This window comes from Rhodoferax sp. ZS1R25 (genome assembly GCF_056521335.1).
Genome location: NZ_JBWMAZ010000007.1, coordinates 1 through 16,667 on the forward strand (window position 1 = coordinate 1; position 16,667 = coordinate 16,667).

At 61.3% G+C, this 16,667-nt stretch carries 14 protein-coding genes; 12 read left to right on the forward strand and 2 right to left on the reverse strand.

Translation table 11 applies throughout. The features are described from left to right. Both AC097R_RS21180 and AC097R_RS21185 read left to right on the forward strand, forming a co-directional pair. On the forward strand, positions 1–670 hold a 670-nt coding region (locus tag AC097R_RS21180), incomplete at its 5' end, for an RHS repeat-associated core domain-containing protein (protein WP_479600191.1). 11 nt (positions 671–681) lie between these two features. Continuing rightward, positions 682–1,071: a hypothetical protein gene (locus AC097R_RS21185; RefSeq protein WP_479600192.1), complete on the forward strand. Its 390-nt coding sequence runs from the start codon at positions 682–684 to the stop codon at positions 1,069–1,071. A 141-nt stretch (positions 1,072–1,212) separates the two neighbouring features. On the opposite strand, the gene AC097R_RS21190 is transcribed toward AC097R_RS21185, so the two are convergent. Beyond that, positions 1,213–1,608: a helix-turn-helix domain-containing protein gene (locus tag AC097R_RS21190; RefSeq protein WP_479600193.1), complete on the reverse strand. Its 396-nt coding sequence runs from the start codon at positions 1,606–1,608 to the stop codon at positions 1,213–1,215. A 137-nt stretch (positions 1,609–1,745) separates the two neighbouring features. Between AC097R_RS21190 and AC097R_RS21195 the strand changes: the two genes are divergently transcribed. From AC097R_RS21195 to AC097R_RS21215, 5 genes are all read left to right on the forward strand, one after another. Continuing rightward, positions 1,746–4,898: a CHC2 zinc finger domain-containing protein gene (locus AC097R_RS21195; RefSeq protein ID WP_479600194.1), complete on the forward strand. Its 3,153-nt coding sequence runs from the start codon at positions 1,746–1,748 to the stop codon at positions 4,896–4,898. Between the two features lie 32 nt (positions 4,899–4,930). Next, positions 4,931–6,040, forward strand: coding sequence for a site-specific tyrosine recombinase XerC (xerC, locus tag AC097R_RS21200; RefSeq protein ID WP_479600195.1), 1,110 nt, complete (start codon positions 4,931–4,933; stop codon positions 6,038–6,040). A gap of 842 nt (positions 6,041–6,882) precedes the next feature. Further along, positions 6,883–7,122, forward strand: coding sequence for a hypothetical protein (locus tag AC097R_RS21205; RefSeq protein WP_479600196.1), 240 nt, complete (start codon positions 6,883–6,885; stop codon positions 7,120–7,122). A 261-nt stretch (positions 7,123–7,383) separates the two neighbouring features. Next, positions 7,384–7,938 (forward strand): hypothetical protein, encoded by a 555-nt coding sequence (locus AC097R_RS21210; protein WP_479600197.1) that lies wholly within the window; start codon positions 7,384–7,386, stop codon positions 7,936–7,938. An 11-nt stretch (positions 7,939–7,949) separates the two neighbouring features. Then, a complete protein-coding gene (locus AC097R_RS21215; RefSeq protein WP_479600192.1) occupies positions 7,950–8,339 on the forward strand; it encodes a hypothetical protein in 390 nt (129 codons plus the stop codon). Between the two features lie 141 nt (positions 8,340–8,480). Here the strand turns inward: AC097R_RS21215 and AC097R_RS21220 are convergent, their stop codons facing one another. Beyond that, positions 8,481–8,876 carry a helix-turn-helix domain-containing protein gene (locus AC097R_RS21220; protein WP_479600193.1) on the reverse strand — a complete coding sequence of 132 codons (396 nt, stop codon included), beginning with the start codon at positions 8,874–8,876 and terminating at the stop codon, positions 8,481–8,483. A 137-nt stretch (positions 8,877–9,013) separates the two neighbouring features. Between AC097R_RS21220 and AC097R_RS21225 the strand changes: the two genes are divergently transcribed. From AC097R_RS21225 to AC097R_RS21245, 5 genes are all read left to right on the forward strand, one after another. Continuing rightward, positions 9,014–12,166, forward strand: a complete 3,153-nt coding sequence (locus tag AC097R_RS21225; protein WP_479600194.1) for a CHC2 zinc finger domain-containing protein — start codon at positions 9,014–9,016, stop codon at positions 12,164–12,166. Positions 12,167–12,198: 32 nt separating this feature from the next. Continuing rightward, the gene (gene xerC, locus AC097R_RS21230) at positions 12,199–13,308 is read left to right on the forward strand and encodes a site-specific tyrosine recombinase XerC (protein ID WP_479600195.1); all 1,110 of its coding nucleotides are present in this window, start codon (positions 12,199–12,201) and stop codon (positions 13,306–13,308) included. Positions 13,309–14,150: 842 nt separating this feature from the next. Then, positions 14,151–14,390, forward strand: coding sequence for a hypothetical protein (locus tag AC097R_RS21235; RefSeq protein ID WP_479600196.1), 240 nt, complete (start codon positions 14,151–14,153; stop codon positions 14,388–14,390). Positions 14,391–15,157: 767 nt separating this feature from the next. After that, entirely contained in the window at positions 15,158–15,457 is a 300-nt protein-coding gene (locus AC097R_RS21240; protein ID WP_479600198.1) for a hypothetical protein, read from the forward strand. Positions 15,458–16,287: 830 nt separating this feature from the next. Then, the coding region (locus tag AC097R_RS21245) for a DUF6531 domain-containing protein (RefSeq protein ID WP_479600199.1) at positions 16,288–16,667 on the forward strand (380 nt) is incomplete at its 3' end.

Here is a 16,667-nt window from a genome sequence, read left to right on the forward strand (position 1 = left end):
AGCTACGACCAATCCGAAGGTGGCGATTACCAACCAGCCGACCTTGCTGAAGGCCACGGCGCCTAGCTTTGCGGTGAATTTGAGGTTCCCGGGGCAGTACTTTGATTCGGAATCGAACCTGAGCTACAACTACTGGCGGTCGTATCGTGCTGCGCAAGGACGTTACGATCAGTTCGACCTCATCGGCTTGGCCGGCGGTTGGAATGGATTTGCATATGTGGGTGGGAATCCACTCTCCCACACCGACAGGCTGGGCTTGGCCACGGATGAAGAAATCAGAAAAGCGGTGGCAACACTCCGATGTGCCAACCCCAGCGAATTCGACAAATTGGCAAGATCAATCACGATGGCCGACATGGGCGAGAACGGCGCAGGCATGACTGATTGGAGCAATAACGTCACTTTGAACTCGAAGTTGTATGGAGACAGCAAAACACCTGTAAATGACATGCTCCGAAGTGAGTTCCTGCAGACATTGGCGCATGAGATGTTGCACGTCAATCAAGGCATCGGTGGAAAGGCGATAACAAGAATCAGGATGGGAAATCCGCTTGGGGTCTTACATCGCCAATTGGACGAGAAGGCCGAGGCCATGATTACGCGTCAACTGCTTGACCAGTACAACAAAGCACTTCAAAACGGAGACTCGGGATGCTCATGTACACGATGAGAATGCGGGCTATGGTTTTGATTGCTGTACTTGTTGCAGCTTGCAGTCCCGTGGATGAAGTCACACCGCGCCACTACGTTGGCTTGGTTGTTGGTCACTCTGCGCCATTGAAGACAGAGATTACTAAGTCGCTAATCGCTTCCCCTGGAAAACCTGTGCCGCAGGCCGGTCCGTTGCAACTGCCTCCGCCGCCCGGTTTGGCCCCTATGAAATTCGACTTCGGTTGGGTGACAACAGGCGGAGCCATCGTGATTCAAAACACCAAGTTCGCGGTGGTTGTGGTGCAAGAGCCGACCCTTGAGCAGGGGAAGGTGACGTGGAGTTGCATCGTGCATCCAGCCGAAGCCAAGCCCAATCTCTGCGGGTCTGATTATCAAAATGGATTGCTACAAAATAAATAGCTTCTTGCGCACATTCCATGAGGGCTACGGCCAAATTCTCTTCTTAATCTAAAACAAAAAAAGCCACCCGCAACCCCTGCCAGCCGCTAAAGCTGTGGGGTTCCGGGTGGCTTCTTCTTTTAGCCGCTGCTGACGCGCCGTTTAATGCGCCTGCTGCAACACTGAATCAAGCACCTGCAACACGAACTTCTGTTGTGCCTTGGGTAACGCGCTGATGCGCTCCATGTGGCGCTGTAGCGCCGGCGTTGGCCCGCGCTTGCGTGCCACGGGCGATGGTGGTTCCCCGATCAGTTCCTCCAGACTCAAAGCCAGCGTGTGCGCCAACAGCGGCAGCATCGACACCGGCACCCGGCGCTGGCCGGACTCATAGGCGTTGACCGTCTGCTGTGACACCGATAGCGTTTCTGCCATCTGCATCTGTGTGATGTTCAAGCGCTTGCGCTGCTCGGCCATGCGGCTGCCCAGCGCAATAAAAAACTCTCGCTCGTCCTGACTGATAGCCACGTGGGGGCGCTCCATACCAATGATCTGGCCCATACCTTAACCCTCCATTTTTTGAAAACGCGGTAGACAACCACATTATGTGGTAATGTTGATGTTGAATTATTTATTTCTTCACCCGTTTGGCCAATTGCCCCTATGGCTTGGTCGGGAACTGCTTGAAAGGACTCCACATGGCGCGCATCCCCGATACCGAAGTCCAGCGGCTGAAAGATGAAATCGCGGTGCAGCGCCTGGTGGAAGCGGCGGGCGTAGCGTTGAAGAAGGTGGGCAAAGACCTGTCGGGCCAATGCCCCTTCCACGACGATGACACCGCTTCTCTTGTGGTGACCCCGGCCAAGAACCTGTGGCACTGCTTTGGTTGCCAGTGTGGCGGCGGTCCGATTGACTGGGTGATGAAGCTCAAGGGCGTATCGTTTCGCCATGCCGTTGAACTGCTCAAGGACGATTCCGCTTTAGCTGCTGAATCCCTGTCTTCTGGTGAGCCAGTCAAGCGCACCAGCGTGCGGGTCCTGGCTCCCCCGGTGGCGCTGGATGCCGACGACCGGGCCTTGCTGGTACAGGTGGTGGACTACTACCACCAGACCTTGAAGCAGTCGCCCGAGGCCCTGGCCTATCTCCAATCGCGCGGCCTCAATCACCCCGAGCTGGTGGAGTACTTCAAGCTGGGTTACGCCAACCGCACCTTGGGATTGCGCCTGCCCAATAAACAGCGGGCGACCGGTGCCGACATTCGCGCCCGCTTGGAAAAGGTTGGCATCTACCGTGAGTCAGGCCATGAGCACTTCAATGGATCGGTGGTGGTTCCGGTGCTTGACGATGCAGGTGGCGTATGCGAGTTGTACGGGCGCAAGATCACGGCGCGCCTGCGCCCCGGTACACCCTTGCACATGTACCTGCCTGCGCACGAGGCGCGTGGCCGTGGCGTGTTCAACCTGGCCGCACTGCAAGCCAGCAAGGAAATCATCCTGTGCGAAGCCATCATTGATGCGCTGACCTTCTGGTGTGCCGGGTATCGCAACGTCACCACGGCCTATGGGGTGGAGGGCTTCACCGATGAACTGATGGCGGCGTTCAAGGCTCACGGCGTCCAGCGCGTGCTGATTGCCTATGACCGGGACGAAGCGGGTGAGCGTGCGGCGGCCAAGCTGGCCCCGCTGTTGATGGCCGAGGGCATGGAGTGCTTCCGCATCCAGTTCCCCAAGGGCATGGACGCCAACGCCTACGCGCTCAAGGTGACACCCGCAACCAAGAGCCTGGGCCTGCTGATTCGGCAGGCGACATGGCTGGGCACAGGCAAAGCGCCAGAACGCCCCACAGTGCCTGTGGCGCAAGAGTTACAAGCAAAACAGGCCGCTAGCCCTCGTGGAACGTGCGCAACCAGCTACCAAAACAATAGCGAAGCTGAGAACGCACAGCTTCCACCCTTAGCCGCTATCCCCCTTGCATTGCCCGCCTTGTCCGCTACGCCGGTCCCCGAAGCCGCCCAAGGCCCATGGGTTGAAGTCATGCAGCGTGAGGCAGGCAGGGAGGTGCATATCCGCTTTGGCGAGGGGCCAGCGGCGCGCGCCTGGCGCGTGCGCGGATTGGAAAAGAACCTCTCGCCCGACACCCTCAAGGTCAACGTGCGCATTGCTATCGGCTTGCTCTCCAGCGCCGACGGCGGCGCCTTCCATGTGGACACGCTGGACCTGTACAACGCCAAGCAGCGCGGCCACTTCGCCGCGCAGGCCAGCGCCGAGACCGGCGTGGACGAACGCGCCCTTAAAACCGACCTGGGCCGTGTGCTGATGGCGCTGGAGAGCGTGCAGGACGAGGCCATCAAGGAAGTGTTGCAACCCACGCCCACCGAGAAAATGACCGACTCTGAGCAGGCGGACGCACTGGCCTTGCTCAAGTCCGCCGATCTACCGGCGCGCATCCTGGCCGACTTCGAGGCCGCGGGCGTGGTGGGCGAGGCGACGAACAAGCTGGTGGGTTACCTGGCGGCGGTCAGCCGCAAGCTCGATAGGCCGCTGGCCGTGGTGATCCAGTCCAGCAGCGCCGCCGGTAAGTCCAGCCTGATGGATGCAATCCTGTCCTTCGTGCCCGAGGAAGAGCGCATCCAGTACAGCGCCATGACGGGGCAGTCCCTGTTCTACATGGGCCAGACCAACCTCAAGCACAAGATCCTGGCGATTGCCGAAGAAGAGGGCGCGCACCGGGCCAGCTATGCGCTGAAGCTGTTGCAGTCCGAGGGCGAACTCACCATTGCGTCCACCGGCACCGATCCAGCCACGGGCAACCTCATCACCCAGGAATACAAGGTTGAAGGCCCCATGAGCCTGTTCATGACCACGACCGCGATCGACATTGACGAAGAACTGATGAACCGCTGTCTGGTGCTCAGTGTGGACGAAGCCCGCGAGCAAACCCGCGCCATCCACAAATTGCAGCGTGAGCGGCGCACGCTGGCGGGCCTGACCAGGAAGCACGAGAAACAGGCCATCCTGACCATCCACCGCAACGCCCAGCGCCTGTTACGCCCCCTGGCCGTAGTCAACCCCTATGCCGATCAACTCACCTTCCTGGACGACCGCACCCGCACGCGCCGCGACCATGAAAAGTACCTGACCCTGATAGACACCATTGCCCTGCTGCACCAGTACCAGCGGCAAATCAAGAGCGCCACCGTTGCCGATAAAACCGTGGAGTACATCGAGGCCACGCTGTCAGACATTGAGCTGGCCAACGCACTAGCGCACGAGGTGCTGGGCGTGAGCCTGGACGAGCTGCCACCGCAGACCCGGCGCATGTTCGCGGGCGTGCAGGCCCTGGTGCGCGAGAAGATGGCCGCCCAGGGCCTACCCCAGCGCGATATCCGCTTTAGCCGCTCGGAGGTGCGTGCCGCCACCGGCCTGTCGGACACCCAGGCCCGCATCCACCTGGAGCGCCTGGCCGCGTTGGAATACCTGCTCACGCACCGGGGCCAGCGTGGCCAGAGCTATGAATACGAATTGCTGCACGACCAGGCCGGCAGCGAGGGCCAGGCCGTGGGGCCGCACCTGTCGGGCCTGATCGACACCAGCGCCCTGCAAGCCGAGTCACAAACTGCATCTACGAATCAAAGTTCGCGGGGTCTGCCGGGGGAGTTGGCGGGGCCAAAACGGCCCCAAAACGGTAGCAAAACGGAGGGTGCGCGGCCTGCCAAAAGCGCCGCCAGCCCGCATGGAATAAAGCGCGCCGCTGAAACGCTGGACGAAACGGGCGATACAAGCGCCACCCCCGGTGTGTCTGAGCGCGTCATACCTGCACGTGCGCCGTACCTTCAACCCTTAGCCGCCTGACCCCATGCCACACCATCAACCAGGACACGGCCATGCCGCGTAAGGGCCAACTCCTCAAGACCCGCAAACGCGCCGCCGTCAAACCGGCAGGCCCCGCCCATGCGCAAGATGACCCGCTGGCGGGCAAGCTGCTGGTGCGCTACATGGAAGAGCACTTCGAATGGATGACCGTCACCGGCTACAGCGCAGACACCGTGCGCGCCCGACGCCAGCACATCCGCAAGTTCATCACCTGGATAGACGAGCGCGGCATTGACGCGCCCACCCAGATCATCCGGCCCATGATCGAGCGCTACCAGCGCCACCTGTTCTACTACCGCAAGACCGATGGCCAACCCTTGAGCATTGGCATGCAGGCGCAGTATCTGGCCTCCATCAAGCTGTGGTTCAAGTGGCTCACACGCCAGCACCACATCCTGGCCAACCCGGCGGCGGATCTGGACTTGCCCCGCCAGCCCAAGCGCCTGCCGGGGCGCATCCTGAGCGCGGCTGAGGTCGAAGCGGTACTCAGAGAAGCCGACCCAAGCACGGCCCAAGGCCTGCGCGACCGCACCTTGCTGGAGTTGCTGTATGCCACCGGCATCCGACGCAGTGAGGTTGCGAGCCTGGACCTGTACGCCCCGCAACTGCTGCGCGGCGTGCTGTGGGTGCGCCACGGCAAGGGCGGCCACCAGCGCGTAGTGCCCTTGGGAACGCGCGCCATGGCCTGGCTGGAGAAGTACCTCACCCAGGCCCGCCCCGAGCTGTTGGCGGCCGACACGCAAGCGCTGTTCGTCAGCGATTACGGCTTGCCCATGCGGGCCGACCAGATCGCCGACAAGGTGCGCCGGTATATGGACTTTGCTGGCATCCACAAGGGCGGAGCCACCCACCTGCTGCGCCATGCCTGCGCCACCCACATGCTGGAGGGTGGCGCCGACATTCGCTTCATCCAGGCCATGCTGGGACACAGCAGTCTGGAGACCACGGAGATTTACACCCATGTCTCGATTGAGAAACTGATCGAGGTGCACCGGGCCACGCATCCGAGCCGATTGGAGCGTGTCAAGCCGGTGGGTGATGCCAACCCGCAGGCGTTGGACAGTGACGCAGCCACGGCGCTATTGGAGGTCCTGGCGGATGACGAAGACGAGGATGCTTAAGGAAAACAGGCCGCTAGCCCTCGTGGAATGTGCGTGACTAGCTATTGAAATGATAGTGATTGCGACGTTGCCGCTTCGTCACGTTTGCCAGCGTCCGAGCAGTCAAAGCCAGGCGCGTGCCGCGCAGGACAACGTATGGCAGGCCAGTCCGGGCATCGAGCCCGGCCCAGCCTGGCAGGGCGGCGGGGTAAGTTGGCCGAAGGCCAACTCAACATAACGGGCTGTCGCATGTAGCGGGGCCCCAAGCTGCCGCTAAAGCTCTGCTTGTGGCCCCGCTGCACGCGACCCCCGTTATGTCTTGCGCCCACTTGCCCTGCGCGTGTGGCCTGTTGCTCGGCAAGCCGTAGCAACAAGCCACACGCCCGACAGCCATTGGTGTGTGTGGTCACGGCTGGAGCCGTCACCACAGGGGTTCTGGTCAGGCGCTGCGCGCAGTGTGTGGTGTTGGCCCCCGCCCACCCCAGCAGGGCCTGGCGCTGGCGCGTCCAGGCCGCGCCGGGTTGTGGCCCGTCCGCCCCCCGAGGGGGCTCCCTCCACCCCGGCGCTGGGGTGCTGGCCAGCGCGGTGCCTGTGCCTGCGTAGGTCACGGCTCGCTTGCGCATCGCCGCGCAAGCCCGGCCCTGGCGCACGAACCCCATCCCTCTTTGGTGGCGAGGGTGCAGCAGCGGTGCCAGGCAGTAAAGGCCGCTGCGCGCCGCGCAAGCGCGGTGGCCCATGGCCAGCCTTGACAGCCTGACCCCGCCGCCGCCCGTGTCGCTTATGCGGGGTGGGGTAGCCCTGCACGCGCGGCGTGCCGGACCTCACTCGCACCGCCCGTGTTCATCAACCATCGAAGGAGTCCTATGCCCCGTAAAACCAAATCCATCAAGCTGGCCTTGCCTGAAGAGTTCATTGCGCTGTGCGCCAGCGACGGCGTGGCGCCCGAGCTGGTGCTGCGTGGCTTCATTGCCGACCTGGCCGGCATCATGAGTTGGGCCGCCGATCCGCGTCTTGATGGCTATTGCAGCAACGGCAGCGACGAGCGCAGCATGGCGCGTGAGTATTACGACCGTGTGGGCTATCCGTGGTGGAACAAGCCCTGAGCCCAAACCCATGCACGGCGCTGCGCGCCGCGCATGCAGCGGCTAAGAAGGGAATATAGACGCTATGCATTTAGTAGCTACTCACGCACATTCCACGAGGGCTAGAGGCCGATTTGATGCATGAACACCTCTGGAAGTGCTCCAATAACCCCAATATGGGTACGTTTGAGCATGCCCACGTCGATGGCCTCCTGGGTGCCTGCGCGCCTGCATGTGTGTGTAAGGCAGAATGTGCCTCTAGGAAAAAATCCTCCCCAACCCATGCAAACCCTCCAGCGCAGACGCTGCCAAACCCGCACCAGGCCTAGGAAAAAGCCCTGCAACTACGGTGCGGGCGTGTCGGGGGCAACAATCTTTGCATATGTGGGTGGGAATCCACTCTCCCACACCGACAGGCTGGGCTTGGCCACGGATGAAGAAATCAGAAAAGCGGTGGCAACACTCCGATGTGCCAACCCCAGCGAATTCGACAAATTGGCAAGATCAATCACGATGGCCGACATGGGCGAGAACGGCGCAGGCATGACTGATTGGAGCAATAACGTCACTTTGAACTCGAAGTTGTATGGAGACAGCAAAACACCTGTAAATGACATGCTCCGAAGTGAGTTCCTGCAGACATTGGCGCATGAGATGTTGCACGTCAATCAAGGCATCGGTGGAAAGGCGATAACAAGAATCAGGATGGGAAATCCGCTTGGGGTCTTACATCGCCAATTGGACGAGAAGGCCGAGGCCATGATTACGCGTCAACTGCTTGACCAGTACAACAAAGCACTTCAAAACGGAGACTCGGGATGCTCATGTACACGATGAGAATGCGGGCTATGGTTTTGATTGCTGTACTTGTTGCAGCTTGCAGTCCCGTGGATGAAGTCACACCGCGCCACTACGTTGGCTTGGTTGTTGGTCACTCTGCGCCATTGAAGACAGAGATTACTAAGTCGCTAATCGCTTCCCCTGGAAAACCTGTGCCGCAGGCCGGTCCGTTGCAACTGCCTCCGCCGCCCGGTTTGGCCCCTATGAAATTCGACTTCGGTTGGGTGACAACAGGCGGAGCCATCGTGATTCAAAACACCAAGTTCGCGGTGGTTGTGGTGCAAGAGCCGACCCTTGAGCAGGGGAAGGTGACGTGGAGTTGCATCGTGCATCCAGCCGAAGCCAAGCCCAATCTCTGCGGGTCTGATTATCAAAATGGATTGCTACAAAATAAATAGCTTCTTGCGCACATTCCATGAGGGCTACGGCCAAATTCTCTTCTTAATCTAAAACAAAAAAAGCCACCCGCAACCCCTGCCAGCCGCTAAAGCTGTGGGGTTCCGGGTGGCTTCTTCTTTTAGCCGCTGCTGACGCGCCGTTTAATGCGCCTGCTGCAACACTGAATCAAGCACCTGCAACACGAACTTCTGTTGTGCCTTGGGTAACGCGCTGATGCGCTCCATGTGGCGCTGTAGCGCCGGCGTTGGCCCGCGCTTGCGTGCCACGGGCGATGGTGGTTCCCCGATCAGTTCCTCCAGACTCAAAGCCAGCGTGTGCGCCAACAGCGGCAGCATCGACACCGGCACCCGGCGCTGGCCGGACTCATAGGCGTTGACCGTCTGCTGTGACACCGATAGCGTTTCTGCCATCTGCATCTGTGTGATGTTCAAGCGCTTGCGCTGCTCGGCCATGCGGCTGCCCAGCGCAATAAAAAACTCTCGCTCGTCCTGACTGATAGCCACGTGGGGGCGCTCCATACCAATGATCTGGCCCATACCTTAACCCTCCATTTTTTGAAAACGCGGTAGACAACCACATTATGTGGTAATGTTGATGTTGAATTATTTATTTCTTCACCCGTTTGGCCAATTGCCCCTATGGCTTGGTCGGGAACTGCTTGAAAGGACTCCACATGGCGCGCATCCCCGATACCGAAGTCCAGCGGCTGAAAGATGAAATCGCGGTGCAGCGCCTGGTGGAAGCGGCGGGCGTAGCGTTGAAGAAGGTGGGCAAAGACCTGTCGGGCCAATGCCCCTTCCACGACGATGACACCGCTTCTCTTGTGGTGACCCCGGCCAAGAACCTGTGGCACTGCTTTGGTTGCCAGTGTGGCGGCGGTCCGATTGACTGGGTGATGAAGCTCAAGGGCGTATCGTTTCGCCATGCCGTTGAACTGCTCAAGGACGATTCCGCTTTAGCTGCTGAATCCCTGTCTTCTGGTGAGCCAGTCAAGCGCACCAGCGTGCGGGTCCTGGCTCCCCCGGTGGCGCTGGATGCCGACGACCGGGCCTTGCTGGTACAGGTGGTGGACTACTACCACCAGACCTTGAAGCAGTCGCCCGAGGCCCTGGCCTATCTCCAATCGCGCGGCCTCAATCACCCCGAGCTGGTGGAGTACTTCAAGCTGGGTTACGCCAACCGCACCTTGGGATTGCGCCTGCCCAATAAACAGCGGGCGACCGGTGCCGACATTCGCGCCCGCTTGGAAAAGGTTGGCATCTACCGTGAGTCAGGCCATGAGCACTTCAATGGATCGGTGGTGGTTCCGGTGCTTGACGATGCAGGTGGCGTATGCGAGTTGTACGGGCGCAAGATCACGGCGCGCCTGCGCCCCGGTACACCCTTGCACATGTACCTGCCTGCGCACGAGGCGCGTGGCCGTGGCGTGTTCAACCTGGCCGCACTGCAAGCCAGCAAGGAAATCATCCTGTGCGAAGCCATCATTGATGCGCTGACCTTCTGGTGTGCCGGGTATCGCAACGTCACCACGGCCTATGGGGTGGAGGGCTTCACCGATGAACTGATGGCGGCGTTCAAGGCTCACGGCGTCCAGCGCGTGCTGATTGCCTATGACCGGGACGAAGCGGGTGAGCGTGCGGCGGCCAAGCTGGCCCCGCTGTTGATGGCCGAGGGCATGGAGTGCTTCCGCATCCAGTTCCCCAAGGGCATGGACGCCAACGCCTACGCGCTCAAGGTGACACCCGCAACCAAGAGCCTGGGCCTGCTGATTCGGCAGGCGACATGGCTGGGCACAGGCAAAGCGCCAGAACGCCCCACAGTGCCTGTGGCGCAAGAGTTACAAGCAAAACAGGCCGCTAGCCCTCGTGGAACGTGCGCAACCAGCTACCAAAACAATAGCGAAGCTGAGAACGCACAGCTTCCACCCTTAGCCGCTATCCCCCTTGCATTGCCCGCCTTGTCCGCTACGCCGGTCCCCGAAGCCGCCCAAGGCCCATGGGTTGAAGTCATGCAGCGTGAGGCAGGCAGGGAGGTGCATATCCGCTTTGGCGAGGGGCCAGCGGCGCGCGCCTGGCGCGTGCGCGGATTGGAAAAGAACCTCTCGCCCGACACCCTCAAGGTCAACGTGCGCATTGCTATCGGCTTGCTCTCCAGCGCCGACGGCGGCGCCTTCCATGTGGACACGCTGGACCTGTACAACGCCAAGCAGCGCGGCCACTTCGCCGCGCAGGCCAGCGCCGAGACCGGCGTGGACGAACGCGCCCTTAAAACCGACCTGGGCCGTGTGCTGATGGCGCTGGAGAGCGTGCAGGACGAGGCCATCAAGGAAGTGTTGCAACCCACGCCCACCGAGAAAATGACCGACTCTGAGCAGGCGGACGCACTGGCCTTGCTCAAGTCCGCCGATCTACCGGCGCGCATCCTGGCCGACTTCGAGGCCGCGGGCGTGGTGGGCGAGGCGACGAACAAGCTGGTGGGTTACCTGGCGGCGGTCAGCCGCAAGCTCGATAGGCCGCTGGCCGTGGTGATCCAGTCCAGCAGCGCCGCCGGTAAGTCCAGCCTGATGGATGCAATCCTGTCCTTCGTGCCCGAGGAAGAGCGCATCCAGTACAGCGCCATGACGGGGCAGTCCCTGTTCTACATGGGCCAGACCAACCTCAAGCACAAGATCCTGGCGATTGCCGAAGAAGAGGGCGCGCACCGGGCCAGCTATGCGCTGAAGCTGTTGCAGTCCGAGGGCGAACTCACCATTGCGTCCACCGGCACCGATCCAGCCACGGGCAACCTCATCACCCAGGAATACAAGGTTGAAGGCCCCATGAGCCTGTTCATGACCACGACCGCGATCGACATTGACGAAGAACTGATGAACCGCTGTCTGGTGCTCAGTGTGGACGAAGCCCGCGAGCAAACCCGCGCCATCCACAAATTGCAGCGTGAGCGGCGCACGCTGGCGGGCCTGACCAGGAAGCACGAGAAACAGGCCATCCTGACCATCCACCGCAACGCCCAGCGCCTGTTACGCCCCCTGGCCGTAGTCAACCCCTATGCCGATCAACTCACCTTCCTGGACGACCGCACCCGCACGCGCCGCGACCATGAAAAGTACCTGACCCTGATAGACACCATTGCCCTGCTGCACCAGTACCAGCGGCAAATCAAGAGCGCCACCGTTGCCGATAAAACCGTGGAGTACATCGAGGCCACGCTGTCAGACATTGAGCTGGCCAACGCACTAGCGCACGAGGTGCTGGGCGTGAGCCTGGACGAGCTGCCACCGCAGACCCGGCGCATGTTCGCGGGCGTGCAGGCCCTGGTGCGCGAGAAGATGGCCGCCCAGGGCCTACCCCAGCGCGATATCCGCTTTAGCCGCTCGGAGGTGCGTGCCGCCACCGGCCTGTCGGACACCCAGGCCCGCATCCACCTGGAGCGCCTGGCCGCGTTGGAATACCTGCTCACGCACCGGGGCCAGCGTGGCCAGAGCTATGAATACGAATTGCTGCACGACCAGGCCGGCAGCGAGGGCCAGGCCGTGGGGCCGCACCTGTCGGGCCTGATCGACACCAGCGCCCTGCAAGCCGAGTCACAAACTGCATCTACGAATCAAAGTTCGCGGGGTCTGCCGGGGGAGTTGGCGGGGCCAAAACGGCCCCAAAACGGTAGCAAAACGGAGGGTGCGCGGCCTGCCAAAAGCGCCGCCAGCCCGCATGGAATAAAGCGCGCCGCTGAAACGCTGGACGAAACGGGCGATACAAGCGCCACCCCCGGTGTGTCTGAGCGCGTCATACCTGCACGTGCGCCGTACCTTCAACCCTTAGCCGCCTGACCCCATGCCACACCATCAACCAGGACACGGCCATGCCGCGTAAGGGCCAACTCCTCAAGACCCGCAAACGCGCCGCCGTCAAACCGGCAGGCCCCGCCCATGCGCAAGATGACCCGCTGGCGGGCAAGCTGCTGGTGCGCTACATGGAAGAGCACTTCGAATGGATGACCGTCACCGGCTACAGCGCAGACACCGTGCGCGCCCGACGCCAGCACATCCGCAAGTTCATCACCTGGATAGACGAGCGCGGCATTGACGCGCCCACCCAGATCATCCGGCCCATGATCGAGCGCTACCAGCGCCACCTGTTCTACTACCGCAAGACCGATGGCCAACCCTTGAGCATTGGCATGCAGGCGCAGTATCTGGCCTCCATCAAGCTGTGGTTCAAGTGGCTCACACGCCAGCACCACATCCTGGCCAACCCGGCGGCGGATCTGGACTTGCCCCGCCAGCCCAAGCGCCTGCCGGGGCGCATCCTGAGCGCGGCTGAGGTCGAAGCGGTACTCAGAGAAGCCGACCCAAGCACGGCCCAAGGCCTGCGCGACCGCACCTTGCTGGAGTTGCTGTATGCCACCGGCATCCGACGCAGTGAGGTTGCGAGCCTGGACCTGTACGCCCCGCAACTGCTGCGCGGCGTGCTGTGGGTGCGCCACGGCAAGGGCGGCCACCAGCGCGTAGTGCCCTTGGGAACGCGCGCCATGGCCTGGCTGGAGAAGTACCTCACCCAGGCCCGCCCCGAGCTGTTGGCGGCCGACACGCAAGCGCTGTTCGTCAGCGATTACGGCTTGCCCATGCGGGCCGACCAGATCGCCGACAAGGTGCGCCGGTATATGGACTTTGCTGGCATCCACAAGGGCGGAGCCACCCACCTGCTGCGCCATGCCTGCGCCACCCACATGCTGGAGGGTGGCGCCGACATTCGCTTCATCCAGGCCATGCTGGGACACAGCAGTCTGGAGACCACGGAGATTTACACCCATGTCTCGATTGAGAAACTGATCGAGGTGCACCGGGCCACGCATCCGAGCCGATTGGAGCGTGTCAAGCCGGTGGGTGATGCCAACCCGCAGGCGTTGGACAGTGACGCAGCCACGGCGCTATTGGAGGTCCTGGCGGATGACGAAGACGAGGATGCTTAAGGAAAACAGGCCGCTAGCCCTCGTGGAATGTGCGTGACTAGCTATTGAAATGATAGTGATTGCGACGTTGCCGCTTCGTCACGTTTGCCAGCGTCCGAGCAGTCAAAGCCAGGCGCGTGCCGCGCAGGACAACGTATGGCAGGCCAGTCCGGGCATCGAGCCCGGCCCAGCCTGGCAGGGCGGCGGGGTAAGTTGGCCGAAGGCCAACTCAACATAACGGGCTGTCGCATGTAGCGGGGCCCCAAGCTGCCGCTAAAGCTCTGCTTGTGGCCCCGCTGCACGCGACCCCCGTTATGTCTTGCGCCCACTTGCCCTGCGCGTGTGGCCTGTTGCTCGGCAAGCCGTAGCAACAAGCCACACGCCCGACAGCCATTGGTGTGTGTGGTCACGGCTGGAGCCGTCACCACAGGGGTTCTGGTCAGGCGCTGCGCGCAGTGTGTGGTGTTGGCCCCCGCCCACCCCAGCAGGGCCTGGCGCTGGCGCGTCCAGGCCGCGCCGGGTTGTGGCCCGTCCGCCCCCCGAGGGGGCTCCCTCCACCCCGGCGCTGGGGTGCTGGCCAGCGCGGTGCCTGTGCCTGCGTAGGTCACGGCTCGCTTGCGCATCGCCGCGCAAGCCCGGCCCTGGCGCACGAACCCCATCCCTCTTTGGTGGCGAGGGTGCAGCAGCGGTGCCAGGCAGTAAAGGCCGCTGCGCGCCGCGCAAGCGCGGTGGCCCATGGCCAGCCTTGACAGCCTGACCCCGCCGCCGCCCGTGTCGCTTATGCGGGGTGGGGTAGCCCTGCACGCGCGGCGTGCCGGACCTCACTCGCACCGCCCGTGTTCATCAACCATCGAAGGAGTCCTATGCCCCGTAAAACCAAATCCATCAAGCTGGCCTTGCCTGAAGAGTTCATTGCGCTGTGCGCCAGCGACGGCGTGGCGCCCGAGCTGGTGCTGCGTGGCTTCATTGCCGACCTGGCCGGCATCATGAGTTGGGCCGCCGATCCGCGTCTTGATGGCTATTGCAGCAACGGCAGCGACGAGCGCAGCATGGCGCGTGAGTATTACGACCGTGTGGGCTATCCGTGGTGGAACAAGCCCTGAGCCCAAACCCATGCACGGCGCTGCGCGCCGCGCATGCAGCGGCTAAGAAGGGAATATAGACGCTATGCATTTAGTAGCTACTCACGCACATTCCACGAGGGCTAGAGGCCGATTTGATGCATGAACACCTCTGGAAGTGCTCCAATAACCCCAATATGGGTACGTTTGAGCATGCCCACGTCGATGGCCTCCTGGGTGCCTGCGCGCCTGCATGTGTGTGTAAGGCAGAATGTGCCTCTAGGAAAAAATCCTCCCCAACCCATGCAAACCCTCCAGCGCAGACGCTGCCAAACCCGCACCAGGCCTAGGAAAAAGCCCTGCAACTACGGTGCGGGCGTGTCGGGGGCAACAATCTTTGGGTACGTGGGGGGAAACCCGCTGAGGTTCACTGATCCACGCGGTTTATGTATTGAGGACTTCTGTGTTGGGGAGGCCATTGCGGCTGCGGCACTGTGTGCACGTATTCCTGCATGTGCGGCTGGCGTGGCGGCAATTGTTGGCGGTGCCGTATATAACCAAGGAGCAAAACCTGGTGCAGGCGCATCCCCACCTGCTAGCGGAGTGCCTGAGCAGAGTTGGCCGTCATACCCACCCTACAACCCGACTGATACTTCTGGTGCCGACAAAGAGGCTAGAGATAAGTGTTTAGCTACGTATGATGCCCAAATCAAGGTGTGTCAGTTAACCAGCTCAACTCCGACGGCTCGCCAAGCGTGCTACGCACGTGCGGCGAACGAATACGGAAATTGCCTAAAGAAGAATTGCCGATGACCGAAAACGACTTCCCCAGCATCGTAGAACGACGATTAGTTCTGCACGACATCAGCACAGATAGGAAAGGTGAAATTCGTCTTGTGATTGGTTGTCCACATTGGACTGAACCGGAGATGGAAGCTGCCTGCCCAGTCGCAATCTACGGATATTTGGGAAGACTGGCGGATATTCGTGGCATAGATCCCATGGGGGCCTTGGCATTGGCTATCAAATTTTTAGATGATCTTCTTGAGGGCTTGCCTGAGAATGTGACTGTGTATTGGCCTAGCGGCGATCCATACTTCGAAAAGTAACTGCTGCGAAATTAATAGCTGCTCGCGCACGTTCCGCGAGGGCTAGCGGCCTGTTTCTCTCGTAATCAAGGCAAAGAAGCCACCCGAAACCCCAGCCGCTAAGGCTGTGGGTTTCGGGTGGCTTCTTCTTTTAGCCGCTGGGTGGCGCGCCCATAGAACCACCCCAAAAGAACCCATGAACTGCTGCACCTAGGCCATGGCTTGCCCGCCAATCCATGGAAGTTTGGCCATAGGTTCACCACAGACCTATCGAGAACTCATCGCAAATTTGCGGCAAACCCGCAGTGATGCACAAGGGCAGGATGCTGGATATGTGCCTGACGGCGCACATTCGGGAACTGGATTACTGAGGGGCTGCGCACCCGTCGCAGTCAGAGGCAGATTGGAATGAAATCTGCCTCTGGCCCCCGTGTTCATTGCGCAGCTAGCTATCAATGTAGGAGTAATCTGGGATTCCCGCTGACTGTCAGCCAAACACCACACCCATCCAAATTCACCCGCATGGGGGATGGCCCTGACAAACCTAGGGACTTATGCTCCATGCCCAAAGCCGTGGCTGCTGCAGATGAGGCTGCGCTAGTGAACTACCGGGCCTATGCATAGGCCCTTTTCTTTTGGGGGTGGGGGAGATGGGTTTCAAGAACGCAATGAAGAGTGCAGTGGGGAAGCGCGTTGGTCTGTGGCAAGTTCTACAAACAATCGCTTTGAGCTTGGCGTTCGGGCTGGTCGCCTCTCAAGCCATAGCCACCACGTGCAGTGATTTAGAAGCCTCTCTCAATGCCGAAGGGCAAAGCATTTACGCGGCCCAACATGCCAATGTTGTGTACTGTTTGTCCACGGACCCCACAGGCCGCTACTGTGGTTCAGACACCACGTACCGTATTGAGACAGGTGCGGAGGCAGACCAGCAACAGCGCCGCAATGCATATCACTATGTCGGACCGGCTGCGACGGGCAGCGTGGTTAGCAACTGGTACAGCGCTTGGCAAAGTTGCTCTGTTGCTGCCGTCGTCCTTCAAACCGACCCCCACAGCGCCCCCCAAGCTGGGATATGCACCAAAGCCCCCATCATCCCCGCCACCGGCGAGAAGGTCTACACCCACAGCGACTACACCGACACCGGCCCGCATGCCTTAACCCTGACCCGCAGCTACCGCAGCCGCTGGTCCGTCTCAGGCGCTGCAGGCTTTGCCGCCAACCCCGGCTTGGG

Excerpts from the sequence above, each read along its gene's own strand:
- xerC (WP_479600195.1), top strand. The coding sequence starts at position 4,931 with ATGCCGCGTAAGGGCCAACTCCTCAAGACCCGCAAACGCGCCGCCGTC.
- AC097R_RS21185 (WP_479600192.1), top strand. The coding sequence starts at position 682 with ATGGTTTTGATTGCTGTACTTGTTGCAGCTTGCAGTCCCGTGGATGAA.
- AC097R_RS21225 (WP_479600194.1), top strand. The coding sequence starts at position 9,014 with ATGGCGCGCATCCCCGATACCGAAGTCCAGCGGCTGAAAGATGAAATC.
- AC097R_RS21195 (WP_479600194.1), top strand. The coding sequence starts at position 1,746 with ATGGCGCGCATCCCCGATACCGAAGTCCAGCGGCTGAAAGATGAAATC.
- AC097R_RS21190 (WP_479600193.1), bottom strand. The coding sequence starts at position 1,608 with ATGGGCCAGATCATTGGTATGGAGCGCCCCCACGTGGCTATCAGTCAG.
- AC097R_RS21235 (WP_479600196.1), top strand. The coding sequence starts at position 14,151 with ATGCCCCGTAAAACCAAATCCATCAAGCTGGCCTTGCCTGAAGAGTTC.
- AC097R_RS21240 (WP_479600198.1), top strand. The coding sequence starts at position 15,158 with ATGACCGAAAACGACTTCCCCAGCATCGTAGAACGACGATTAGTTCTG.
- xerC (WP_479600195.1), top strand. The coding sequence starts at position 12,199 with ATGCCGCGTAAGGGCCAACTCCTCAAGACCCGCAAACGCGCCGCCGTC.
- AC097R_RS21215 (WP_479600192.1), top strand. The coding sequence starts at position 7,950 with ATGGTTTTGATTGCTGTACTTGTTGCAGCTTGCAGTCCCGTGGATGAA.
- AC097R_RS21205 (WP_479600196.1), top strand. The coding sequence starts at position 6,883 with ATGCCCCGTAAAACCAAATCCATCAAGCTGGCCTTGCCTGAAGAGTTC.
- AC097R_RS21220 (WP_479600193.1), bottom strand. The coding sequence starts at position 8,876 with ATGGGCCAGATCATTGGTATGGAGCGCCCCCACGTGGCTATCAGTCAG.
- AC097R_RS21210 (WP_479600197.1), top strand. The coding sequence starts at position 7,384 with ATGCAAACCCTCCAGCGCAGACGCTGCCAAACCCGCACCAGGCCTAGG.